The sequence below is a fragment of the Agromyces terreus genome, assembly GCF_009749465.1.
In the GTDB taxonomy this organism is placed as follows: Bacteria; Actinomycetota; Actinomycetes; order Actinomycetales; family Microbacteriaceae; genus Agromyces; species Agromyces terreus.
Genome location: NZ_WBIS01000010.1, coordinates 1 through 22,784 on the forward strand (window position 1 = coordinate 1; position 22,784 = coordinate 22,784).

The 22,784-nt window shown below is 70.1% G+C and carries 23 protein-coding genes, 1 tRNA gene and 2 rRNA genes; 22 read left to right on the forward strand and 4 right to left on the reverse strand.

Going from position 1 to position 22,784, the window contains the following annotated elements:
- The 18 genes from GQQ92_RS14485 to der all read left to right on the forward strand — a co-directional run.
- Positions 1 to 576 (forward strand): 23S ribosomal RNA (locus GQQ92_RS14485); the annotation flags it as partial.
- Positions 577 to 809: 233 nt separating this feature from the next.
- Positions 810 to 926, forward strand: a 5S ribosomal RNA gene (gene rrf / locus GQQ92_RS14490).
- A gap of 114 nt (positions 927 to 1,040) precedes the next feature.
- Entirely contained in the window at positions 1,041 to 2,591 is a 1,551-nt protein-coding gene (locus GQQ92_RS16885; RefSeq protein WP_232057716.1) for a primosomal protein, read from the forward strand.
- Between the two features lie 4 nt (positions 2,592 to 2,595).
- Complete coding sequence (locus tag GQQ92_RS14500; RefSeq protein ID WP_232057717.1) at positions 2,596 to 3,627, forward strand: HAD-IIA family hydrolase; 1,032 nt, start codon at positions 2,596 to 2,598, stop codon at positions 3,625 to 3,627.
- 94 nt (positions 3,628 to 3,721) lie between these two features.
- Positions 3,722 to 3,886: a hypothetical protein gene (locus GQQ92_RS14505; RefSeq protein WP_157000019.1), complete on the forward strand. Its 165-nt coding sequence runs from the start codon at positions 3,722 to 3,724 to the stop codon at positions 3,884 to 3,886.
- 3 nt (positions 3,887 to 3,889) lie between these two features.
- Positions 3,890 to 4,699, forward strand: a complete 810-nt coding sequence (locus tag GQQ92_RS14510) for a TlyA family RNA methyltransferase (RefSeq protein WP_157000020.1) — start codon at positions 3,890 to 3,892, stop codon at positions 4,697 to 4,699.
- Complete coding sequence (locus GQQ92_RS14515) at positions 4,696 to 5,610, forward strand: NAD kinase (protein WP_372493396.1); 915 nt, start codon at positions 4,696 to 4,698, stop codon at positions 5,608 to 5,610. The genes GQQ92_RS14510 and GQQ92_RS14515 overlap by 4 nt, the downstream gene beginning before the upstream one ends.
- Complete coding sequence (gene recN / locus GQQ92_RS14520) at positions 5,603 to 7,309, forward strand: DNA repair protein RecN (protein ID WP_157000022.1); 1,707 nt, start codon at positions 5,603 to 5,605, stop codon at positions 7,307 to 7,309. The genes GQQ92_RS14515 and recN overlap by 8 nt, the downstream gene beginning before the upstream one ends.
- Positions 7,310 to 7,350: 41 nt before the next feature.
- Complete coding sequence (locus GQQ92_RS14525; protein ID WP_157000023.1) at positions 7,351 to 9,126, forward strand: CTP synthase; 1,776 nt, start codon at positions 7,351 to 7,353, stop codon at positions 9,124 to 9,126.
- A complete protein-coding gene (locus tag GQQ92_RS14530) occupies positions 9,119 to 9,820 on the forward strand; it encodes an NUDIX domain-containing protein (protein WP_157000024.1) in 702 nt (233 codons plus the stop codon). The genes GQQ92_RS14525 and GQQ92_RS14530 overlap by 8 nt, the downstream gene beginning before the upstream one ends.
- A 12-nt stretch (positions 9,821 to 9,832) precedes the next feature.
- Positions 9,833 to 10,738 carry a site-specific tyrosine recombinase XerD gene (gene xerD / locus GQQ92_RS14535; protein ID WP_157000025.1) on the forward strand — a complete coding sequence of 302 codons (906 nt, stop codon included), beginning with the start codon at positions 9,833 to 9,835 and terminating at the stop codon, positions 10,736 to 10,738.
- Between the two features lie 58 nt (positions 10,739 to 10,796).
- Positions 10,797 to 11,684 carry a ParA family protein gene (locus GQQ92_RS14540; protein WP_157000026.1) on the forward strand — a complete coding sequence of 296 codons (888 nt, stop codon included), beginning with the start codon at positions 10,797 to 10,799 and terminating at the stop codon, positions 11,682 to 11,684.
- A 154-nt stretch (positions 11,685 to 11,838) separates the two neighbouring features.
- Entirely contained in the window at positions 11,839 to 12,600 is a 762-nt protein-coding gene (locus GQQ92_RS14545) for a segregation and condensation protein A (protein ID WP_232057720.1), read from the forward strand.
- A complete protein-coding gene (scpB, locus tag GQQ92_RS14550; RefSeq protein WP_157000028.1) occupies positions 12,590 to 13,339 on the forward strand; it encodes an SMC-Scp complex subunit ScpB in 750 nt (249 codons plus the stop codon). Before GQQ92_RS14545 ends, scpB begins: the two co-directional genes overlap by 11 nt.
- 43 nt (positions 13,340 to 13,382) lie before the next feature.
- Entirely contained in the window at positions 13,383 to 14,195 is an 813-nt protein-coding gene (locus tag GQQ92_RS14555) for a pseudouridine synthase (protein ID WP_157000047.1), read from the forward strand.
- Entirely contained in the window at positions 14,192 to 15,274 is a 1,083-nt protein-coding gene (locus GQQ92_RS14560; RefSeq protein WP_157000029.1) for a prephenate dehydrogenase, read from the forward strand. The genes GQQ92_RS14555 and GQQ92_RS14560 overlap by 4 nt, the downstream gene beginning before the upstream one ends.
- On the forward strand, positions 15,271 to 15,963 hold the full coding sequence (gene cmk, locus GQQ92_RS14565) for a (d)CMP kinase (RefSeq protein WP_232057718.1): 693 nt from the start codon (positions 15,271 to 15,273) through the stop codon (positions 15,961 to 15,963). The genes GQQ92_RS14560 and cmk overlap by 4 nt, the downstream gene beginning before the upstream one ends.
- Before the next feature lie 54 nt (positions 15,964 to 16,017).
- Positions 16,018 to 17,535, forward strand: coding sequence for a ribosome biogenesis GTPase Der (gene der / locus GQQ92_RS14570; protein WP_157000030.1), 1,518 nt, complete (start codon positions 16,018 to 16,020; stop codon positions 17,533 to 17,535).
- A 93-nt stretch (positions 17,536 to 17,628) separates the two neighbouring features.
- Here der and GQQ92_RS14575 read toward each other — a convergent pair whose 3' ends face one another.
- On the reverse strand, positions 17,629 to 18,249 hold the full coding sequence (locus tag GQQ92_RS14575) for a GNAT family N-acetyltransferase (protein WP_157000031.1): 621 nt from the start codon (positions 18,247 to 18,249) through the stop codon (positions 17,629 to 17,631).
- A gap of 172 nt (positions 18,250 to 18,421) precedes the next feature.
- Complete coding sequence (locus tag GQQ92_RS14580) at positions 18,422 to 18,940, reverse strand: hypothetical protein (protein ID WP_157000032.1); 519 nt, start codon at positions 18,938 to 18,940, stop codon at positions 18,422 to 18,424.
- A 231-nt stretch (positions 18,941 to 19,171) separates the two neighbouring features.
- Here GQQ92_RS14580 and GQQ92_RS14585 point away from each other — a divergent pair.
- The 3 genes from GQQ92_RS14585 to GQQ92_RS14595 all read left to right on the forward strand — a co-directional run bounded on the left by GQQ92_RS14585 (position 19,172) and on the right by GQQ92_RS14595 (position 20,152).
- Positions 19,172 to 19,248, forward strand: a tRNA-Pro gene (locus GQQ92_RS14585).
- 255 nt (positions 19,249 to 19,503) lie between these two features.
- Positions 19,504 to 19,824 carry a nucleotidyltransferase family protein gene (locus GQQ92_RS14590; protein ID WP_157000033.1) on the forward strand — a complete coding sequence of 107 codons (321 nt, stop codon included), beginning with the start codon at positions 19,504 to 19,506 and terminating at the stop codon, positions 19,822 to 19,824.
- A gap of 115 nt (positions 19,825 to 19,939) precedes the next feature.
- Positions 19,940 to 20,152: a HepT-like ribonuclease domain-containing protein gene (locus GQQ92_RS14595; RefSeq protein ID WP_157000034.1), complete on the forward strand. Its 213-nt coding sequence runs from the start codon at positions 19,940 to 19,942 to the stop codon at positions 20,150 to 20,152.
- 100 nt (positions 20,153 to 20,252) lie between these two features.
- On the opposite strand, the gene GQQ92_RS14600 is transcribed toward GQQ92_RS14595, so the two are convergent.
- Positions 20,253 to 20,741 carry a nucleoside deaminase gene (locus GQQ92_RS14600; protein WP_157000035.1) on the reverse strand — a complete coding sequence of 163 codons (489 nt, stop codon included), beginning with the start codon at positions 20,739 to 20,741 and terminating at the stop codon, positions 20,253 to 20,255.
- A 34-nt stretch (positions 20,742 to 20,775) separates the two neighbouring features.
- Entirely contained in the window at positions 20,776 to 22,101 is a 1,326-nt protein-coding gene (locus tag GQQ92_RS14605; RefSeq protein ID WP_157000036.1) for a flavin monoamine oxidase family protein, read from the reverse strand.
- A gap of 140 nt (positions 22,102 to 22,241) precedes the next feature.
- Between GQQ92_RS14605 and GQQ92_RS14610 the strand changes: the two genes are divergently transcribed.
- Positions 22,242 to 22,784, forward strand: a complete 543-nt coding sequence (locus GQQ92_RS14610) for a PadR family transcriptional regulator (protein WP_157000037.1) — start codon at positions 22,242 to 22,244, stop codon at positions 22,782 to 22,784.

The window sequence follows — 22,784 nt, forward strand, 5'->3', positions numbered from 1 at the left end:
GTGCACAAGGGAGCTTGACTGTGAGACTGACAGGTCGAGCAGGGACGAAAGTCGGGACTAGTGATCCGGCAGTGGCTTGTGGAAGCGCTGTCGCTCAACGGATAAAAGGTACCTCGGGGATAACAGGCTGATCTTGCCCAAGAGTCCATATCGACGGCATGGTTTGGCACCTCGATGTCGGCTCGTCGCATCCTGGGGCTGGAGTAGGTCCCAAGGGTTGGGCTGTTCGCCCATTAAAGCGGTACGCGAGCTGGGTTTAGAACGTCGTGAGACAGTTCGGTCCCTATCCTCTGCGCGCGCAGGAAATTTGAGAGGATCTGACCCTAGTACGAGAGGACCGGGTTGGACGAACCTCTGGTGTGCCAGTTGTTCCGCCAGGAGCACCGCTGGTTAGCTACGTTCGGGATGGATAACCGCTGAAAGCATCTAAGCGGGAAGCCGGCCTCGAGATGAGATTTCCATCCCCATTGGGGGAGAGGCTCCCAGCCAGACGACTGGGTTGATAGGCCGGATGTGGAAGACAGGACTAACGACTGTCGGAGCTGACCGGTACTAATAAGCCGATAACTTGAAAACTCACTACACACACACGAAAGTGCATTCACGTAAAAGGCGTGTGTGTGGCCTGATGACTCGCGTCCACTCTGTGGTTCCCAACAGACGGAAACACAACAGACAACTCAACAACGAACACAACACCCAACCCCGGGCATGCGACACGCATCCCTGGGACGGGAGTTCACGAAACTACACACCCACCACCCCCGGGCAAACGACCGGCAGGGACCGGTGCAGGATGTGGCAAGAGTTTCGGCGGCCATAGCGTCAGGGAAACGCCCGGACACATTCCGAACCCGGAAGCTAAGACTGACAGCGCCGATGGTACTGCAGGGGGGACCCTGTGGGAGAGTAGGACACCGCCGGACAACCATTACCAGGAAGGCCACCCCAACGGGTGGCCTTCCTGCATTTAACACCCCAACCACCACAACCACCGATACGGTTGTTCGGAACCAAACTTCACAGACGACGGGAACATCGTGAGCGACACGAACGACGACACGAACAGGGGAGAGCAGCGCAGTAGCGCACCCCGGGGCGACGGGCGACCGCAGCGCAGCGGACGTGGCGCGAACGATGGCAATGCTCCCCGTCGGAGTGATGACCGGGATGGCAAGCGTCCGTATGAGAAGCGTGATGGTGCGCCGCGTTCGTACGGTGACCGGGACAACAAACGTCCCTACGAGAAGCGTGACGGTCAGTCGCGTCCGTATGAGAAGCGTGATGGTGCGCCGCGTTCGTACGGTGATCGGGACAACAAGCGGCCGTACGAGAAGCGTGACGGTCAGTCGCGTCCGTATGAGAAGCGTGATGGTGCGCCGCGTTCGTACGGTGATCGGGACAACAAGCGGCCGTACGAGAAGCGTGACGGTCAGTCGCGTCCGTACGGTGATCGGGACAACAAGCGTCCCTACGAGAAGCGTGATGGTGCGCCGCGTTCGTACGGTGATCGGGACAACAAGCGTCCGTACGGTGATCGGGACAGCAAGCGTCCGTACGAGAAGCGCGACGAGGGTCGCCGTGACTCGCCCGGTGCCGCCAACCTCGCCGTACGACCGCGTCACGACGACCCCTTCATCCCCGACACGATCGAGGCTCGCGACCTCGACAAGGGGGCCCGCGCCGAACTGAAGACGCTCAGCAAGGAGAACGCGGACTGGGTCGCACGGCACCTCGTCGCGGCATCCCTGTACCTCGACGACGATCCTGAACTCGCACACCAGCACGCCCAGTCGGCGGGTCGCCGCGCGGGTCGCGTCGCCGTCGTCCGTGAGACGCTCGCGATCACGGCCTACGCCACCGGGGACTTCGCCCTCGCGCTGCGCGAGCTCCGCACGTACCGTCGCATCTCGGGCAGCAACGACCAGCTCCCGCTCCTGGTCGACAGCGAACGCGGCGTCGGCCGGCCCGACCGAGCTCTCGAGGTGGGCCGCGCGGTCGATCGCAGCGAACTTCCCCCGGCCGTGCAGGTGGGCCTCGCGATCGCGATGTCGGGAGCCCGGCTCGACCTCGACCAAGCCGAGCTCGCCCTGGCCGAGCTCGAGATTCCGCAGCTCGACCCCGACCGCGCATTCAGCTACAGCCCGGCGCTGTTCTCCGCCTACGCGGAGGTGCTCGACGAACTCGGTCGCGCCGACGAGGCCGCCGCCTGGCGAGCGCGCGCGGCCCGGGCGGAAGCCGCCCTCGGCGGCCCGGAACTCGACCTCGTCGAGATCTACGAGGTCGAGCTCGAACCGGAGCTCGAGGTGGACCGGAGTCCGGTCGCGGCCGAGGTCGCGAACGAGACGGTCGCGAACGACGCGGTCGCGGACGCGGACGCGGTCGATGCGCCGGCCGGCGATGCCGATGCAGGCGAAGCATCCACGTTCGACGAGGGCGAGGCATCCGGTTCGCAGCACGACGACGCCGAGGCGGCACCTGAGACCGAGGTCGCTGCGGCTGAGGACGACGACCTCGGCGATCCCGGCGACGTGCTCGAAGACGACGTGCGCGCGGTGCTCGCCGAGGGCGACGACAAAGGCCAGGCGTAGCGGAGTGGGGCTGTTCCGCCAGAAGTCCGTCGCATCGGCGCCGCTCGACGGCGCCGATGCCGTCCTCGCCGACCTGGACGGCGTCGTCTACGCCGGAGCCGGCGCGATCGAGCACGCCGTCGAGAGCCTCTCGGCGGCGAAGCGGCGCATGGCCGTCGGGTACATCACGAACAACGCGTCGCGAAGCGATGCATCCGTGGCCCGCCACCTCAGCGAGCTCGGGCTCGATGTCGAACCCGCCGACGTGGTGACCTCGCCGCAGGCGGCGATGCGCCTGCTCGACGAGCAGGTCGCAGCCGGATCGCTGGTGATGGTGGTCGGCGGTGAGGGCATCGTCGTCGAGCTCGAGAAGCGCGGCTACCGCGTGACGCGCTCAGCGGACGATGCGCCGGACGCGCTCGTGCAGGGATTCACGCCCGAGGTCGGGTGGAAGGACCTCGCCGAGGCGTCCTTCGCGTTGAACGCCACCGGAGGTCCGGGGTCGGAGGCGCCGGGAATCCCGTGGATCGCGACGAACACCGACTGGACGATCCCGGTCGCGCGCGGTATCGCGCCCGGCAACGGGACGCTCGTGTCGGCCGTGCACACGGCGGTCGGACGACTCCCGCTCGTGGCGGGCAAGCCCGAGACGCCGATCTTCGACGAGGCTCGGCGCCGGTTCGGCGCCGAGCGGCCGCTCGTGGTCGGTGATCGGCTCGACACCGACATCCTCGGGGCGAACCGCGCCGGCATGACCAGCGCGCTCGTGCTCACGGGCATCGATCGGGCCAAGCAGGTGCTCGCGGCGGATGCGGCCAGCCGTCCCGACTACATCGTGCGCGACCTCAGGGGGCTGCACGAGCCGTACCCCGAGACCGAGGAGGTGCGCGGCGCGGTGCGGGTCGGTCGTGCGCGCGTCCGCGTCGACGGTCGGCGCGTGCTCATCGAATCGGAGGGCGACGACGACCTCGACCTGCTCCGGGCGGCCTGCGCGGCGATCTGGCGTTCCGGCCAGGCGATCCACGTGCTCGAGGTGCCGCCGTCGCTCTACGCCTGACCACGGGCGGCGCAGCGCCGGTGTTCGCGCTCGGCGTCGCGGGTTCTGCGGCGCTGCCCGCCGCGCTGTCGCGGGGCTCGGGTAGCGTGGTGGGGTGAGCATCGACGACGGGACGCCCGAGGCATCCGAAGCGGCACGCGACGCCATCGCGGCGATCGAGCGTCTTCCCCTCGAGGAGCGCGCGCCCGCCTACCTCGCACTCGCCGAACGGCTCCGCGCGGAGCTCGAGCACTCCGACCCCGCCCGGCGGGCCGACTGACCGATGCCGGAACAGCGTCTGGACGCCGCGCTCGCGCAGCGAGGGCTCGCGCGCTCGCGCACGCACGCGTCGACCCTCATCTCGGCCGGCCTCGTGACCGTCGACGGTCGCCCCGCGCTCAAGCCCTCGCTCAAGGTCGACGACCGACGCGAGCTCGCGGTGGCGGCATCCGATCACTACGTCTCCCGCGCGGCTCACAAGCTGATCGCCGCCCTCGACGGCTTCGGGGTCGACCCGTCCGAGAAGGTCGTGCTCGATGCCGGCGCATCGACCGGGGGATTCAGCCAGGTGCTGCTCGAGCGCGGCGCCCGTCGCGTGCTCGCGGTCGACGTCGGCCACGGCCAACTCGCCGCGGAGCTGTACGGAGCCCCCGGGCTCGTGCTGGTCGAAGGCTGCAACGTGCGCTCCCTCGACCGGGCCGGCCTGGCCGCGCTCACCGGCACGGCCGAGCCGCCGTCGCTCGTCACCGCCGACCTCTCGTTCATCTCGCTCACCACGGTGCTGCCGGCGCTCGTCGCGACGGCCGAAGACGACGCGGCGTTCGTGCTGCTCGTGAAGCCCCAGTTCGAGGTCGGCCGCTCAGGAGTTCGCGAAGGCATCGTGCACGACGCCGCGCTCCGCTCGGAGGCCGTCGCGAACGTGCTCTGGGCGGCTCACGACCTCGGCGTCGGCACATGCGGCGTCATGTCCTCCCCAATCGCCGGAACGCGTGGAAATCACGAGTACCTCGTGCATCTCGCCGCCGGAGGCGGGACGAATCCGACAGAATGGATGCGTCGGGTCGAGCAGATGACGGGAGGCGTCGCCGAGTGAACGAAGCACGCCACTTCCTCGTGGTCTCCCACACCGGCCGGCACACCGCGCTCGAAGCGACCGGAGAGGTGTGCGCCCAGCTCATCGCAGCAGGCGCCGTGCCCGTCATCGCCGACGAGCAGTGGAACGACGTCCACGACTTCGTGCCCGAGCTGAACGGCGCGGTGCGTCGGCTCGAGGAGACCGATCCCGAGCTCATCGAACTGGTCATCGTCCTCGGCGGAGACGGCACGATCCTGCGCGCAGCGGAGCTCGTCCGCGAGCATCCGATCGCGCTGCTCGGCGTGAACCTCGGGCATGTGGGATTCCTCGCGGAGAGCGAACGCGACGATCTCGGGTATACCGTGCAGCGTGCTCTGGCGCGCGACTACACGGTCGAAGAGCGCATGACGCTCTCGGTGCGCGCGAAGATCGGCGAGCAGATCGTCTACGAGAGCTGGGCGCTGAACGAGGTCTCGGTCGAGAAGGCCGAGCGCGAGCGCATGATCGAGGTCGTCATCGAGGTCGACCGCCGCCCGCTCTCCTCCTTCGGGTGCGACGGCGTGGTCATGTCCACGCCGACGGGTTCGACCGCCTACGCATTCTCCGCGGGCGGGCCGATCGTCTGGCCGGGGCTCGAGGCGCTGCTGCTCGTGCCGCTCAGTGCGCACGCGCTCTTCGCCAGGCCGCTCGTCGTCGCCGCGGAATCGTCGCTCGCGGTCGAGGTCCTGCAGCGCACCGAGACCTCGGCGGTCATCTGGTGCGACGGCCGCCGCACCTTCGACCTTCCGGCGGGTGCCCGCGTCGTCGTCCGCCGATCGCCCGTTCCGGTGCGTCTCGCGCGCCTGCACGAGGCGCCCTTCACCGACCGGCTCGTGAACAAGTTCGAATTGCCCGTCAGCGGGTGGCGAGGGCCGGTGGGGCGTGATTGACGAACTCGGCATCCGCGACCTCGGCGTGATCGCGGAGGCGACGCTGCCGCTCGGTCCCGGATTCACCGCGGTGACCGGCGAGACCGGCGCGGGCAAGACGATGGTGGTCACGGCGCTCGGACTCCTGCTCGGCGCCAGGGCCGATGCCGGGGCGGTGCGGTCCGGCGCGAAGCAGGCCTGGGTCGAGGGGCGCTGGTTCGTCGCCGACGACGGCGCGGTCGCCGAACGCGTCGCCGAGGCCGGGGGCGAGATCGAGGCCGGCGAACTGCTCCTCGGCCGTTCGGTGTCGTCCGAGGGGCGCAGCCGAGCCGTCGTCGGCGGTCGCAGCGCGCCGATCGGCGTGCTCACCGAGATCGGCGACGACCTCGTCGTCGTGCACGGTCAGGCCGATCAGCAGCGGCTGAGATCCGCCGTCGCTCAGCGGGACGCGCTCGACCGGTTCGCGGGCGCCGAACTGCAGGCCGCGCTCTCCGAATACCGAGAGGTCTACACACGGTGGCACGCCGAGGCCGCCGAGCTCGAGGAGCTCACGACGGCGCACGATGCGCGCCTGCGTGAAGCGGCCGAGCTCCGAGAGGCCCTCGACGAGGTCGAGGCCGTCGACCCGCAACCGGGCGAAGACGTCGAGCTCGGCGAACGGTCCGACCGCCTGTCGAATCTCGAAGACCTGCGGCTCGCCGCGGCGCAGGCGCACGCCCTCATCTCCGCCGACGAGGTCGTCGACGACGCGCCCGACGCCGTCGCGCTCGTCGACGGCGCGAAGCGGCAGCTCGAACGGGTCGTCGAGCACGACACCGCTCTCGCCCCGATCGCCGAGGTCCTGCAGAACGCCGGCTTCCTCCTCGCCGACGCGGCCGCCGAGCTCGCCGGGTACATCGCCGGGCTCGACGCCGACGGCGCCCGCGATCTCGAGATCGTCCAAGAACGTCGGGCGCAGCTGACCTCGCTCATCCGACGACACGGTTCGTCGCTCGACGAAGTCCTCGAGTTCCGCCGCACGGGCGGGCTGCGGCTGGTCGAACTCGACGGCGATGACGAGCGCATCGAGCAGCTCGCGGCATCGGTCGAGGCGAGTGCGGCCGAAGTCGACCGGCTGGCGGGCGTGATGACCGGGCTGCGCACCGAGGCGGCCGGGCGGCTCGCCGCCGACGTGACCGTCGAGCTCGCGGCGCTCGCCATGCCGGACGCGCGGCTCTCGGTGTTCGTGGACGCCGACCACGAGCCGGCCATGCACGGGCGCGATCAGGTCTCGATCCTGCTCCAGCCGCACCCCGGCGCCGAGCCTCGTTCGGTCTCGAAGGGTGCCTCGGGCGGCGAGCTGTCGCGGGTCATGCTCGCGATCGAGGTCGTCATCGCCGGTACGGATCCCGTGCCGACCTTCGTCTTCGACGAGGTCGACGCCGGCGTCGGCGGTGCCGCGGCGATCGAGATCGGCCGACGGCTGGCGCGCCTCGCCGAACGCTCGCAGGTCATCGTCGTGACCCACCTCGCCCAGGTGGCGGCGTTCGCCACGAACCACCTCAGCGTCATCAAGGGCACTGACGGCAGGGTCACCGAGTCGAGCGTGCGCCGGCTCGAGGGCGGCGAGCGCGAAGCCGAGATGGCCAGACTGCTGTCGGGACTCGCCGAGTCCGACAGCGGCGTCGCACATGCGCGCGAACTGCTCGAACTCGCCTCTGAACGGGCGAGAACCGGCTGAACACCGACCGAACACCGCCCGGCGCAGACGTCGGGCGAACGATGAAGGGGGAGCGCGTGCAGGATGTCGAGCCCAGTCACAGCAAACGTGGCTTAGACTATAAGCCCGTGGTGGAAGAACGCGGAACAGCGCAGTCAGGCGCACAGAACTCAGACGACACGACCAAGCACATCTTCGTGACCGGTGGTGTCGTTTCTTCGTTGGGCAAGGGGCTCACAGCAGCCAGTCTCGGCAACCTGCTCACCGCGCGCGGTCTCCGTGTCGTGATGCAGAAGCTCGACCCCTACCTGAACGTGGATCCCGGAACGATGAACCCGTTCCAGCACGGCGAGGTCTTCGTGACCGACGACGGCGCCGAGACCGACCTCGACATCGGTCACTACGAGCGATTCCTCGACATCGACCTCAGCCAGGCCGCGAACGTCACGACCGGGCAGATCTACTCGACGGTCATCGCCAAGGAACGGCGCGGCGAGTACCTCGGCGACACCGTGCAGGTCATCCCGCACATCACCGACGAGATCAAGCGACGCATGCGGCTGCAGGCCACCGAGTCGCCCAAGCCCGACGTCATCATCACCGAGATCGGCGGCACTGTCGGCGACATCGAGTCGCAGCCGTTCATCGAGTCGGCGCGTCAGGTGCGCCACGAGCTCGGGCGCAAGAACGTGTTCTTCGTGCACGTCTCGCTCGTGCCCTACATGGGTGCGTCGGGCGAGCAGAAGACGAAGCCCACGCAGCACTCCGTCGCGGCGCTTCGTTCCATCGGCATCCAGCCCGACGCGCTCGTGCTGCGCAGCGACCGGCCCGTGACCGAGGCGAACAAGCGCAAGATCGCGCTCATGTGCGACGTCGACGAGGGTGCCGTGGTGAACGCGGTCGACGTGCCCTCGATCTACGAGATCCCGACGATGCTGCACGACCAGGGCCTCGACGCCTACCTCATCGACGCGCTCGGCCTCGACGGCAAGGCCGGCGACGTCGACTGGTCGGGCTGGAGCGGCCTGCTCGACGTCGTCCACGACCCCAAGCACGAGGTCACCATCGGGCTCGTCGGCAAGTACATCGACCTTCCCGACGCCTACCTCTCGGTCACCGAGGCGCTTCGCGCCGGCGGTTTCGCCAACGACGCCAAGGTGAAGATCGAGTGGATCCCGTCCGACGAGTGCCAGACCCCCGAGGGTGCGCACAAGCAGCTCTCGGGGCTCGACGGCATCTGCGTGCCGGGCGGGTTCGGCGTGCGCGGCATCGAGGGCAAGCTCGGAGCGCTGCGCTATGCGCGCGAGAACGGCATCCCGACGCTCGGGCTCTGCCTCGGCCTGCAGTGCATGGTCATCGAGTACTCGCGCAACGTGGTCGGCCTCGCCGGAGCCTCGTCGAGCGAGTTCGATCCCGACACGGAGTTCCCGGTCATCGCGACCATGGAGGAGCAGGTCGAGATCATCGCCGGCGGCGACCTGGGCGGCACCATGCGGCTCGGGCTGTACCCGGCGGCGCTGGCCGAGGGATCGATCGCGGCCGAGGTCTACGGCTCGACGCTCGTCTCTGAGCGGCACCGTCACCGCTACGAGGTGAACAACGCCTATCGCGACCCGATCTCCGAGGCGGGTCTCGTGTTCTCGGGCACCTCGCCCGACCGGCACCTCGTCGAATTCGTCGAGCTCCCGCGCGACGTGCACCCGTACTACATCGCGACGCAGGCGCACCCCGAGCTGCGCAGCCGCCCGAACCAGGCGCACCCGTTGTTCCGGGGCCTCGTCGCGGCCGCACTCGACCGGCAGAGCGCCAGCCTGCTCTTCGACGACGCGAATGCCTGATCTCCTCGGCGGCGGCCGGCCCGGCGACGGGCCGCTCGCCGACGAACCGGTGCAGGTGCCCGTGTCGTCGAGCGAGCTCGCGTTCGAGGGCCGGGTGTGGGACATCCGCCGTGAGACGTTCGACCTCGGCGACGGTCCGATCGTCCGCGACTTCATGGACCACCCCGGCGCCGTCGCCGTGCTCGCGCTCGACGACGACGACCGCGCGTTCCTGATCCGCCAGTATCGGCATCCCGTGCGCACGCGTGGGTGGGAGATCCCGGCAGGACTCCTCGACGTCGCCGACGAGGACCCGCTCGCCGCGGCCCAGCGCGAACTCGCCGAAGAGGGCGACCTCGTGGCATCCGAGTGGTCGGTGCTGTCCGACTTCTTCACCTCGCCCGGCGGCAGCGACGAAGCGCTGCGCATCTACCTCGCCCGTGGCCTGACCGCCACCGACGAGGTCTTCGCCCGCGAAGACGAGGAGGCCCACATCGAGATGCGGTGGGTGCCGCTCGACGAATGCGTCGACGCGGTGCTCGCCCGGCGCGTGCAGAACCCGTCGCTCGTCATCTCCGTGCTCGCCGCGCAGGCGGCCCGGTCGCGAGGATGGCAGAGCCTCGGCGTGGCGAACGCACCGTGGCCCGCGCGCTCGAGCCCGCGCATCCGAGGCGCCGCGTCGACAACTGATCGGGCGTCGGCGGAGCAGGGCTGAGCAGGGACCCCCGTGCAGGGCGCGAACGACGTCGAGACGTACCTGCGGCACCTCGCGGTGGAGCGGGGGCTCGCACGCAACACGGTCGCGTCGTATCGGCGCGACCTCGCGATCTACGCCGCGTGGCTCGAGGCCGAGGGGTTCGTCGGTCCGGCCGCGGTCGGCGAGCAGGACCTCTCGCGGTTCATCCGCTTCCTCGGCGGGGAGCGCGTGCCGCCGCTCGCCTCGTCGTCGGTGGCGCGTATCATCTCGACGGTGCGCGGTCTGCACCGGTTCCTCGCCGACGAGGGGGTGATCGAGACGGATGTCTCGCGTGAACTGCGCCCGCCGAAGCTGCCGATGCGGCTGCCGAAGGCGATCTCCGTCGAGGACGTCGAGGCCCTCCTCGTCGCGGCTCGCGGCGAGGATGTCGTCGACCTGCGCGACACGGCGCTCCTCGAGGTGCTCTACGCGACGGGCGCCCGCGTGTCCGAGGCGATCGGCCTGAACGTCGACGACCTCGTCGACGGCGATGTCGTGCGGCTCTTCGGCAAAGGCGGCAAGCAGCGCATCGTCCCGCTGGGCTCGTATGCGCGGGCCGCACTCGAGGCGTACCTCGTGCGCGCCCGCCCGATGCTCTCGGTGCGGGGTTCGGCGACGCCCGCGCTGTTCCTGGGCGTGCGCGGCCGGCGGATGTCGCGCCAGACCGCGTGGGAGGTGATCCGCGACGCCGCCGATCGCGCCGGGCTCACGGGTCCGGTGTCGCCGCACACGCTTCGGCACTCGTTCGCCACGCACCTGCTCGAGGGCGGGGCCGACGTGCGGGTCGTCCAGGAGCTGCTCGGTCACTCCTCGGTCGCGACCACGCAGATCTACACGCTCGTCACGGCCGACACACTCCGGGAGATGTACACGTCGGCCCACCCGCGCGCTCGCTAGAATCGACCAAGCAACTCGCAAGACGAGCGGCCGGCAGGCGGCAGGAGAGAGACCACACGTGACCAACCAGACGCGCGACGCTGCAGACGGAATCGCTTCGCCTGTGCAGGAGCTCGGTCCGACCGGTCGTCCCCATCGCGAGTTCCCCGAGCCGAAGCCGCTTCGTTCGCACGGTCCGGCCCGCATCATCGCCCTCTGCAACCAGAAGGGCGGCGTCGGCAAGACGACGACGACGATCAACCTCGGGGCGACGCTCGCCGAATACGGTCGACGCGTGCTGGCCGTCGACTTCGACCCGCAGGGCGCGCTCTCGGCGGGCCTCGGCGTGCAGACGCACGACGTGCCCACCATCTACGACCTGCTGCTCTCGCGCGCGATCGACCCGGTCGACGCGATCCAGCACACGAGCGTCGAGGGTCTCGACGTGATCCCCGGCAACATCGATCTCTCGGCCGCCGAGATCAACCTCGTCAACGAGGTCGCCCGCGAGCAGATCCTCGCAGGCGTGCTCCGCAAGGTCTCCGCCGACTACGACGTCATCCTCATCGACTGCCAGCCGTCGCTCGGACTGCTCACCGTGAACGCGCTCACCGCGGCGCACGGCGTCGTCATCCCGCTCGAGTGCGAGTACTTCGCGCTGCGCGGTGTCGCGCTGCTCATCGAGACGATCGACAAGGTGCGCGACCGGCTGAATCCGGCGATCACGCTCGACGGCATCCTCGCGACGATGTACGACGCTCGCACGCTGCACTCGCGCGAGGTGCTCGACCGCGTGGTCGACGCGTTCGGCGACGACGTGCTCGAGACGGTCATCACGCGCACCGTGAAGTTCCCCGATGCGACGGTCGCCGCGACCCCCATCACCGAGTTCGCGCCCGAGCACCAGGCCTCGAAGTCGTACCGTCAGCTCGCGAGGGAGCTGGTCTTCCGTGGCGCGGTCGCCTGAGGCCGTTCCGGTCTCGGGGGAGCGCGCGCCCGACGGCGGCGCCGGCGATGGCGCCGAGGCGTCGACCACGACGGAGGCCGTCGCCGGCGAGGCATCAGACGCGCCTGAGGCATCCGATGCGCCGGATGCCCCGGAGGCCGGGTTCCGCGTCGCGTTGACGAACTTCGAGGGGCCGTTCGACCTGCTCCTCTCGCTCATCGCGAAGCACGAGCTCGACATCACCGAGGTGTCGCTCTCGGCGGTCACCGACGAGTTCATCTCGTACCTGCGCGGCGTCGACTCCGCCGAAGAACTCGATCGAGCCTCGGAGTTCCTCGTCGTGGCCGCGACGCTGCTCGACCTGAAGGTCGCGGGGCTCCTGCCGCAGGGCGAGCTCGTCGACGCCGAGGACGTGGCCATGCTCGAGGCCCGCGACCTGCTCTTCGCGCGGCTGCTGCAGTACCGGGCGTTCAAGGAGGCGGCGCGCTGGTTCGAGGGGCGGTTCGAGGCGGAGGGTACGCGGCATCCGCGCACGGTCCGTCTCGAAGAGAAGTTCCGACGGCGGGCGCCCGAACTGCGCTGGACGCTCAGCGCCGAGGACTTCGCGGCGCTCGCCGCGCTCGCGCTCACGCCCCGCGAGATCCCGGTCGTGGGGCTCACGCACCTGCACGCGCCGCTGGTCTCGATCCGCGAGCAGGCCGCGCACGTCGTGTCGGTGCTGCGCGGCGGCGAACCGGTCAGCTTCCGCGAGCTCATCGCGGGCGTCACCAGGCCGGGCGTGGTGGTCGCGCGATTCCTCGCCGTGCTCGAGCTGTACCGCCACGCCGCGATCGGCTTCGACCAGATCGAGCCGCTCGGCGAACTCACCCTGCACTGGGCCGCCGAGACGTGGTCCGACGCCAACCTCGAGAGCCTGGGGGCCGACTATGACGAGTGAGATCGAAGAGACGGATGTCTCGACCGACGCGGTCGACGCGGGTGGGGCTGGTCTCGAGACGGGCGCTGAGCGCCCTCCTCGACCGGCGGATGAGGGCCCCGAGCTCTCCATCGTCACCCAGCTCGACGTCCCGGGTCAGGCCAGGCTGGATCTCGACCGTGCGCTCGAGGCGATCCTCTTCATCGCCGACGAGCCGCAGAGCGTCGTGCACCTGGCCGCGGCCGTGCAGCGCCCGGTCGCCGAGATCCGCGCCGCGATCGCACGCCTGCGGGCCGACTACGACGGAACGGGCGGTTCGGGCGAGCCGCGAACGGACGTCGCCGAGGACGAGCATGCGGCACGGGGCATCCGCCGCGCCTTCGAACTGCGCGAGGTCGGCGGCGGGTGGCGCTTCTACGTGCGCACCGACTACGACCAGCTCGTGTCGGATTTCGTGATCGCGCAGTCGTCGACGAGACTTTCGCAGGCGGCACTCGAGACGCTCTCGGTGATCGCGTACAAGCAGCCGATCTCGCGGTCGCAGATCGCGTCGATCCGCGCCGTGAACGTCGACTCGGTCGTGCGCACCCTGCTCGGGCGCGGCCTCGTCACCGAGGTCGACACCGACGCCGAGACCGGCGCGATCCTCTACGGCACCACCGAGCTGCTGCTCACCAACCTCGGCGTCAACTCGATCGACGAGCTGCCCCACATCTCCCCGTTGCTCGACGACGGCCAGGAAGGATTCGACCGTGACTGACACGAACGGCACCGACGCAGGCGAGGGCGGCGCCGACGGCCGCATCGCGAACGATTGGGCGGCCCCCGCCGAGGGGGTGCGCCTGCAGAAGGTGCTCGCGGCCGCGGGCGTCGCGAGCCGACGCGTGGTCGAGCAGTACATCGTCGAGGGGCGCATCGAGGTGAACGGCGAGGTCGTGACCGAGCTCGGGCGCCGCGTCGACCCCGAGGCCGACCTCGTCGCGGTCGACGGCGTCGCGGTCCAGCTCGACCCCGACAAGCGCTACTACATGCTGAACAAGCCGCGCGGCGTGGTCTCGTCGATGCGCGACGAGCAGGGCCGACCCGACCTGCGGCAGTTCACCGACGAGATCGAGGAGCGCATCTACAACGTGGGGCGCCTCGACGGCGAGACGAGCGGGCTGCTGCTGCTCACGAACGACGGCGACCTCGCGCACGTGCTCGCGCACCCGTCGTTCGGCGTCGAGAAGACGTATATCGCGAAGGTCAAGGGGCGGGTCACCCCGCAGACGATCCAGCGGCTCAAGCAGGGCGTCGAGCTCGACGACGGCCCCATCCACGCCGATCGGGCGAAGGTGCGCCAGCACCAGGGCGACGACCGCCACTCCATCGTGGAGCTCACGCTGCACTCGGGTCGCAACCGCATCGTGCGGCGCATGCTGGCCGAGGTGGGGCATCCGGTCGTCGACCTCGTGCGTCGCAGCTTCGGACCCCTGCACCTGGGCACGCTCCGCGTGGGCGTCATGCGCGAGCTCACCGACTCGGAGCGCGGACTGCTGCTCACCATCTCGAGAGATGCGGATGCCGCACGCCGGGCCCGCGGCGACGGCGAGGCGAACCCCGAGGGGGCGTCGTGAGCGAATCCCGTCTCGTCGGGCCCGTCCGCGTCGTCGGCGTGGGCCTGCTCGGCGCGAGCATCGGACTGGGCCTGCGGGCCAAGGGCGTCGAGGTGCTCCTCGCCGACGCGTCGCCGACGCATCTCGCGATCGCCGCCGACTACGGCGCGGGCCGCCCGGCGGCGCCCGGCGACGAGCCGCAGCTCGTGGTCGTGTGCGTGCCGCCCGACGTCACGGCCGAGGTCGTGGCCTCCGAGCTCGCGGCGTTCCCGAACGCGATCGTGACGGATGTCGCGAGCGTGAAGCTCGCCATCCACGACGACCTCGTCGCGCGCGGCGCCGACGTCGCCCGGTACGTGGGCACGCACCCGATGGCCGGGCGCGAGGTGGGCGGGCCGATGTCTGGCCGCGCCGATCTGTTCGTCGGCCGGCCCTGGGTCGTGGCGGGGCATCCGGGCATCTCGTACCGCGATGCAGCGGTGGTCGACGACCTCATCCTCGACCTCGGCGCGACGCTCGTCGAGCTCACGCCCGAGCAGCACGACCGCGCGGTCGCCCTGGTGTCGCACGTGCCGCAGATCGTGTCGACGCTCATGGCGCGCCGCCTCATCGACGCGCCGCACGCGTCGGTGAACCTCGCGGGGCAGGGCATCCGCGACGTCACGCGCGTCGCGGCGAGCGATCCCGAGCTGTGGGTGCAGATCCTCGGGCAGAACGCGGCGCCCGTCATCGAGATCCTGCGCGGCTACCGCGACGACCTCGACCGGTTCATCGACGCGCTCGTCGATCTCGACGCGCCGGGTGCGCGGCGCCGCATCGCCGAGGAGCTCTTCGGCGGCAACACCGGCGTCGAACGCCTGCCGGGCAAGCACGGCGTCGATCGCCGGTACGCGAGCCTCATCGTCATGGTCGACGACCGACCCGGCCAGCTGGCCCGACTCTTCAACGACGTCGGCGACGCCGGCGTCAACCTCGAGGACCTGCGCCTCGAGCACTCGCCGGGCGCCCAGGTCGGCCTCGCCGAGATCTTCGTGCTCCCCGAGGTGCAGGAGCGCCTCACCGACGAGCTGGCCGCGCGCGGCTGGCGGATTGCAGGTTGAACGTGTCCTCACCCGACATCCCCGTCGTCGTCGCGATCGACGGTCCCGCCGGCAGCGGCAAGTCGAGCGTGTCCAAGGAGGTCGCCCGTCGCATGGGCTACGGGTTCCTCGACACCGGCGCCGCGTACCGGGCGCTCGCCTGGCACGTGCAGGCATCCGGGGTCGACACCGACGACGCGGCATCCGTCGTCGCCTCGCTCGCGAGCTTCGACTACCGCATCGGCACCGACCCCGCGGGCTATGCCGTGCACGTCGGCGAGGTCGACGTGACGACTGCGATCCGCGACCCCGAGATCTCGGCGGTCGTCAGTCGTGTGGCCCGCGTGCCCGACGTGCGCACGCATCTCATCGAGCTGTTCCGCAGCAGCATGGCGGGCGAGGCCCGACCGGGCATCGTCGTCGAGGGCCGCGACATCACGACGGTCGTCGCACCCGACGCTCCCGTGCGCATCCTGTTGACGGCCTCGCCCGAGGTTCGGGCCGCGCGTCGCTCCGCCGAACTCGTCGGCTCGTCCGCCGAGCACGTCGGCGATGCCATCCGCAAGCGCGACGAAGCCGATTCGAAGGTCGTCGAGTTCATGTCGGCTGCCGAGGGCGTGACCACGGTCGATTCCACCGAGCTCGATTTCGACCAGACGGTCGACGCCGTCATCGGCGTCATCAGGAACATCCAGCCGGTCACTGATTGAATAGAGCGGGGCGCATCTCGATCAGACGCGCCCGCAGACTTTGAGGAGACACCCATGACCGACCAGCGCGACGAGTACGACGACGAGTCCGTCGTCGACGAAGGACTCGCCGACCGCCTCGCCGACGTCGACGACGAGCTGGCCGATCAGCGCGCCGCGGCGCTGCGATCGGGACTCTCCGACTACGACCTCGACGACGACGACCTCGATGTGCTCGAGCACTCCGAAGAGGGCGAGGCGGGCATCCGCTACCTGCCGGCGCTGCCGGTGGTCGCGATCGTCGGCCGCCCGAACGTCGGCAAGTCGGCGCTCGTGAACCGCATCCTCGGCCGCCGCGAGGCCGTCGTCGAAGACACGCCGGGTGTCACCCGCGACCGGGTCTCCTACAAGGGCGAGTGGCTCGACCGTCGCTTCACGCTCGTCGACACCGGCGGGTGGGAGCCCGACGCGAAGGGCATCGACGCATCGGTGGCCGCGCAGGCCGAGGTCGCGATCGAACTCTGCGACGTCGTGCTCTTCGTGGTCGACGCCACGGTGGGCGCCACCTCGACCGACGAGCACGTCGTCCGCCTGCTCCGCAAGACGAAGAAGCCCGTGTTCCTCGTGGCGAACAAGGTCGACGACGCCCGGCAGGAGTCCGAGGCCGCCGCGCTGTGGAACCTCGGCCTCGGCGAGCCCCACCCGGTGTCCGCGCTGCACGGGCGCGGCGTCGCCGACATGCTCGAGGCTGTGTTCAAGGTGCTGCCGCAGGTCTCCGCGGTCGCGAAGGACGAGTTCGGCGGACCGCGCCGCGTCGCGATCCTCGGGCGTCCGAACGTGGGCAAGAGCTCGCTGCTGAACAAGGCGGCCGGCGAGGAGCGCGTCGTCGTGAACGAACTCGCGGGCACGACCCGCGACCCCGTCGACGAGCAGATCGAGCTCGGCGGCAAGATCTGGCGGTTCGTCGACACCGCCGGCATCCGTCGTCGCGTGCACCTGCAGCAGGGCGCCGACTTCTACGCGTCGCTGCGCACCCAGGCCGCGCTCGAGAAGGCCGAGGTCGCCGTGGTGCTCCTCGACGTCTCGCAGCCGATCTCCGAGCAGGACGTGCGCATCATCGACCTCGTGCTCGAGTCGGGCCGCGCACTCGTGCTCGCGTACAACAAGTGGGACCTGCTCGACGACGACCGGCGCCGCTACCTCGAGCGCGAGATCGAGAAGGACCTGCACCACGTCGCGTGGGCGCCTCGCGTCAACATCTCGGCGCGAACGGGCCGTCACCTCGAGAAGCTCGTGCCCGCCCTCGAGACCGCCCTCGAGTCCTGGGACACCCGCATCGCGACGGGCAAGTTCAACGCGTTCCTCACGGAACTCACGCAGGAGACCCCGCACCCGGTGCGCGGCGGCAAGCAGCCCCGCATCCTGTTCGGCACGCAGGCCGCGAGCCGGCCGCCGACATTCGTGCTCTTCACGACCGGGTTCCTGGACCCGGGCTACCGCCGGTTCATCCAGCGACGTCTGCGCGAGATCTACGGCTTCGCGGGCTCGCCCATCGTGATCAACATGCGCGTGCGCGAGAAGCGTCAACGCTGATTCGCCGCGGGCCGTCGACGGCCGTGCATCGGTCCTTCGGATACCGGTGCGCGGCCGTTCGCCCGTTCGCCGAGGGTTGCTCGCCCGCGGGCCTCAGGCTCGGTCGAACCGCACCTGCATGACCGCCCGGCTCGGGGTCGGCCGTGAGACCTCGACGAAGCCGGCGCGTTCGAACATCGTGACCGTGCCGGGGAACAGGTCGGCGGCGGGCGGCTTCGCGCGTGCGGACGGGTCGACCGCGTAGGCCTCGAGCACGCGCGCACCCTGCTCGCGCGCGTACACGACCGCCGCTTCGGCAAGGGCTGCGCCGACCCCGCGGCGTCGATGCGCGCGCCGCACGACGAAACAGGAGACCGCCCACACCGAGTCGTCGTCGAAGTCGGGCTCGTCGGAGCCGTTCGCCACGATGCGCTTGCGCTGCAGCCGGGGGAGTGCCGGGCGCGGTTCGACGGCGCACCAGCCCACTGGTGTCTCGCCGTCGTAGGCGACGAGACCCGGACCGCGGTCGGACGTCTGGATCTGGGTGCGCAGCCGAGCCGCGAGTTCGGCCGGCGACTCGCGCCAGTCGCTGCCCGGGATCTTGTACCACTGGCACCAGCACCCGGCCGGATCGCCCCGCGTGCCGAACACCGTCTCGATATCGGCGAACGGCACCTGCTGCGCCGGGAGGACGCGGAGTTCGAGCGGGCTGGCGGCGGCGACCTCGGATGACATGCCGCCACGATAGTGCGCGGGTGCGACATCCGCTGCTCATCGCTCCGCGGCCCTGATGATCGCGCGGCCGACGCGTGTGCGACGGCCTGGAACGCGCCGAAGGGCGGTGACCGGCTGGTCACCGCCCTTCGGCTGCGGGTGCAGGACCCGCGGGCGCGCTCGTGCGCGTACGTCAGTTCTTGGGCGCCTCGGGAGCTGCAGGCGCAGCCGGCGCTTCGGGAGCCGCCGGCGCTGCAGGAGCGGTCGGCGCTGCGGGTGCTTCAGGTGCCGCAGCGGCGGCCGCGGCGGCCGGCGCGGGGGCGTCGACCGGGATCTCGACGTCGGCCTCGTCGACGACGAGGTCGAGCTCCTCGAAGCCGTCGCCGTCGAGGTCGCCGAAGACCGCCTCGAACTCGGCCGCAGCCGTCTGCGCCTGGATCGCCGCGGCGCGGTTGCGCGCGTGGGTCGCGAGCGCGACGAGGATGCCGATGATGCCCGCGGTCAGGAGGAGACCGCCGATCGTGGACATCGAGATGTTGTTGAGGTACGTCGCGTAGTCGGAACCCTGCGTCGTGTAGAAGTCGACCTGCGCCGCGTTGCCGTTGATCAGGAGGAGTGCGCCGGCAACGGTGACCGCGACCGCGACGACCCAGAGCAGGATGGCGGGCAGGTTCAGCGTGGACTGCTTGGGGGCGGTGACGTTGTTCGACACGAGATTCCTTCGGAGAGGGGGCGGGGACGGTTGCCGACGGGCGGACTCGCCGCCTCGAGGGCGACTCCGACGAGCCTAGGGGAAACGGCTATGAATCGGATATGGGTGTGTGACGTGCGGCACCGATGCGACCGCGGAAGCGGAGCCCGGGCCCCGCACGCGCCGTGTGTTCGAGCACCCCTTCGGATGCCGCTATGATGGTCAAGTTGCCTTCGACGAGTTCGAGAGCATCGGGCTGTGGCGCAGCTTGGTAGCGCACTTGACTGGGGGTCAAGGGGTCGCAGGTTCAAATCCTGTCAGCCCGACCAGAATGTCCCGGAAACTCAAGGGTTTCCGGGACATTTGAGGTTAAGGAATTTGATCCTCCCATCGGAAACCCATCGTTTTCAGCTTCTCAGCACCGATCGGGAGCGCTCTCGCTCCAGATGTCGCGGGTTGTCTTCGAGTGAGTCCCCCCGGCGTTTCTGGAGACTGAATTCCTTGGAAGGTGCCTGCTGCATTCCGCGCGCAGTTGAGAATGCGCGCCTGCAGCCAGGGGGTGAGGAGAGCGGTAGCCTGACCTTATGGGGTCGTTGTCTGAGCAGAGCGGCGTGGTGCGGGCTGCGATCGCGGCGAACCGTGACGCGCTCGGTGAGGTGTTGCGCCGGTATCGGGCGCGCAATCCGCGGTTGTTCGGGTCCGTGGCGCGCGGTGATGCGCGTGCCGATAGCGATGTCGATGTTCTGGTGGATCTTGATCCGGATGCGGGCAATCCATTGCTGAGAGTCGCAGGCATCGGTGAGGAGTTCGGTCGTATTCTCGGTGTACGGGTGGACGTCGTCGCGGATGCGTTGCTGCGTGAGCCTGTTTCCTCGACTGCCCACCGGGATCTGGTCGCACTGTGAGCCGTTCGGTCGACGAACGGTACGACGACATCCTGAGCGCCATTGATCGGTGTCTCGGGTACCGACGCTATCTCGGCGGTGACGATCGCGAGCTCGCGTCGAGGCGTATGACGCCGTGCTGAGGAATGTCGCCGTCATCGGCGAGGCTGTGAAGGCATTGCCGGAGGACGAGGTCGCTGCCATGCCCGATGTGCCGTGGCCGGCGATTGCGGGGTTGCGAAATGTGGTCGTGCACGAGTACTTCCGCATCTTGCCGGTGCTCATCGTCGAGATTCTCGACGATGAACTCGTCCCGTTAGCGGACGCGATCCGGCAACGGATGGCCTAACCGAAGATCAGGTGAGTGGCGATCGGACTCGACTGAATCGTCAGCGCTCACCGCTCTTCCATCGAAATCGTCTTTCCGGCGTGGTTGGTAGTCGGCCGTGTCAGCCCCAGAAGCCGTCGTGGACGGCGGATGCCTCGGGCAGCGCGGCGGGGCCGGCGACCGCCACGGTTCGGCCGCCGCGGGCGAAGACCTCGCGGCAGGGGAGCGCCATGGTCGGCACGCCCTCCTGCTCGGCGACGAGGTCGCGGAGCCCGTCTTCGCCGAGGGCGTAGACGACGCGGGGGATGCCGCTCCAGTAGACGGCGCCCGCGCACATCGCGCACGGTTCGGTGCTCGTGTAGAGGGTGCTCCCGGCGAGCTGCTCGGCCGTGAGCACGGCAGCGGCCGCGCGGACGACGTTCGTCTCGGCGTGACCGGTCGGATCGTGCTGCGTGACGACGGTGTTCATGGCCTCGATCGTGCGGCCGTCGGGGGCGACGACGAGTGATCCGAAGGGGTGGTCGCCGCGGGCACGGGCGTCGGCGGCGAGCCGGACGCATCGCCGCAGCCACTCGAGGTCGGCGTCGGTCACGGTCGTGTCGTCGGTCATGCGCGGCTCCTCGGGTCGTGGTCGTGCGGCGGTCTCAGACCCAGAGCCCGTCGATCGGCAGGTCGCTCCCGACGATGTCGCAGGCGGCCCGGTGCCCTGAGAACATCGCGGCGGCGACGGTCGCGGGGTCGTCGGTCCAGGTCGCCTCCCCGGCGAGATGGAGGACCCCGCCGACCGGGGTCGCGAGCGCGTCGTGGTCGTCGGTGGTGGACCCGGGGGTCATGAACGCGTACGAGCCGCGCGCGAAGGGGTCGTCCTGCCAGGCGGTGCGGTGCACCCGTGCGGGCTGCTCGACGCGGTCGCCGTACAGCCTCTTGAGCTGTGCGAGCACGGATTCGACGACCCGCTCGTCGGACCAGTCGCGGGTGGCCTCGGCCGCGGGCCCGGCGGCGAAGGTGAGCAGCGTGGGCGTGCCGTGCAGGTCGGTGAGGTCGTACCAGGAGTGCCACCATCGACCCTCGGCGCCCTGCTGGCGGATCGCGTAGACCCCCGCGTCCCAGAATCTCGTCGGGAAGCGGAGGAAGATCTTCTCGAACGCGTTCATCTCGAGCCGGCTCAGCGCGCCGGCGACGGGTTCGGGCAGCGGGGGGTCGATCTCGAACGCGTCGGAGCGGAGCACGCCGACGGGCACGGTCACGACGACCCGGTTCGCCGTGAAGGCGCCGCTGCGTTCGGTGGCGACGCTCGCCCCGTCGCCGGACCAGCGGACGCGCGTGACGACGTGCTCGAGGCGCACGTCGAGGCCCTCGGCGAGATGCTCGGCGAGACGGTCGTAGCCGTCGGGGAAGACGACCTCGTCGCCGTCGATGGAGTCGTCGTCGAGGCCGTGCGCCGCGAGGTCCTCGATCCACGCGCCGTACTGCTCCTCGGAGCGGTGCTCGAGGTACTCGCGCACCCGCCGGGTGCGCTCGGGATCCCAGTGCAGGCGCGCCAGCGCGATCTCGGTCACGTCGCGGTACGAGGCGAGCGGGGCGGATGCCGCGACCACCCCGAGGAGCTCGGCATCGACGGCGCGGACGTCGTCGGCGAAACGCCGTGCCGCGGCATCCGGCAGTCGATCGCCGTCGGGGCCGTAATAGGCGATGGGGCGGCTGTCGGGCTGGTACCCGCCGACGGTGAACTCCGCGGTCGGCATGCCGAATGCCTCGGCCGCGGCGGCGACCGGGCTGCCGGTGATGCCGTGGATCCACGAGGCGCCGAGGTCGGTGGCCTCGCCGTCGGAGCGGTCGGTCCAGACCCGGCCGCCGATGCGGTCGCGTGCCTCGAGGACGACGACGCTGCGCCCGGCCCTCGTGAGGAGGCGGGCGGCGGTCAGGCCCGCGACGCCCGCGCCGATCACGATCGTGTCGACGTCTTCCATGCCGGTCCTCCTCCGTGCGGCGCGGTGCGCCGGTTCGACGCTATCGCCCGCGAGCGTGCGTCCGCGAGCGGTCGCCCCCTATCGCTCACGGCCGTCGCGTTATATCGTCGAGTATCGTTCACCGAACGGAAGAGGTGGTCATGAGCGGTTCATTCCCCAGCGGCTTCGGCGGCGCGATCCCCGCCGACGGCATCTGGCAGGCCTTCGAGCAGTTGCGCTCCTCGTTCGAGAAGCGGGCCGGCAGCCGCGTCGCGCGCGGCGACGTGCGCGCGGCCGTGCTCGCCCTGCTCGCCGAGCAGCCGATGCACGGCTACCAGATCATCCACGAGATCGAGGAGCGCAGCGGCGGCGCATGGAAGCCGAGCGCCGGCTCGGTCTATCCCACCCTCCAGATGCTCGCCGACGAGGGCCTCATCAGCGCCGAGGAGTCCAACGGCCGCAAGACGTACTCGCTCACCGACGCGGGCCGAGCCTCCGTCGCCGAAGACGGCGGCTCGGCGCCGTGGACCCCCCAGGCCGCCGATGACGCCACGGGCCGCTCGGCCCTGCCGAAGGCTGGATTCGAACTCGCGCAGGCCGCCGCCCAGGTCGGTCGCACGGGCACGCCCGAACAGGTGCAGCAGGCCGTCGCCGCGCTCGACGAGACGCGGCGCCGCCTCTACTCGATCCTCGCCCAGGACTGA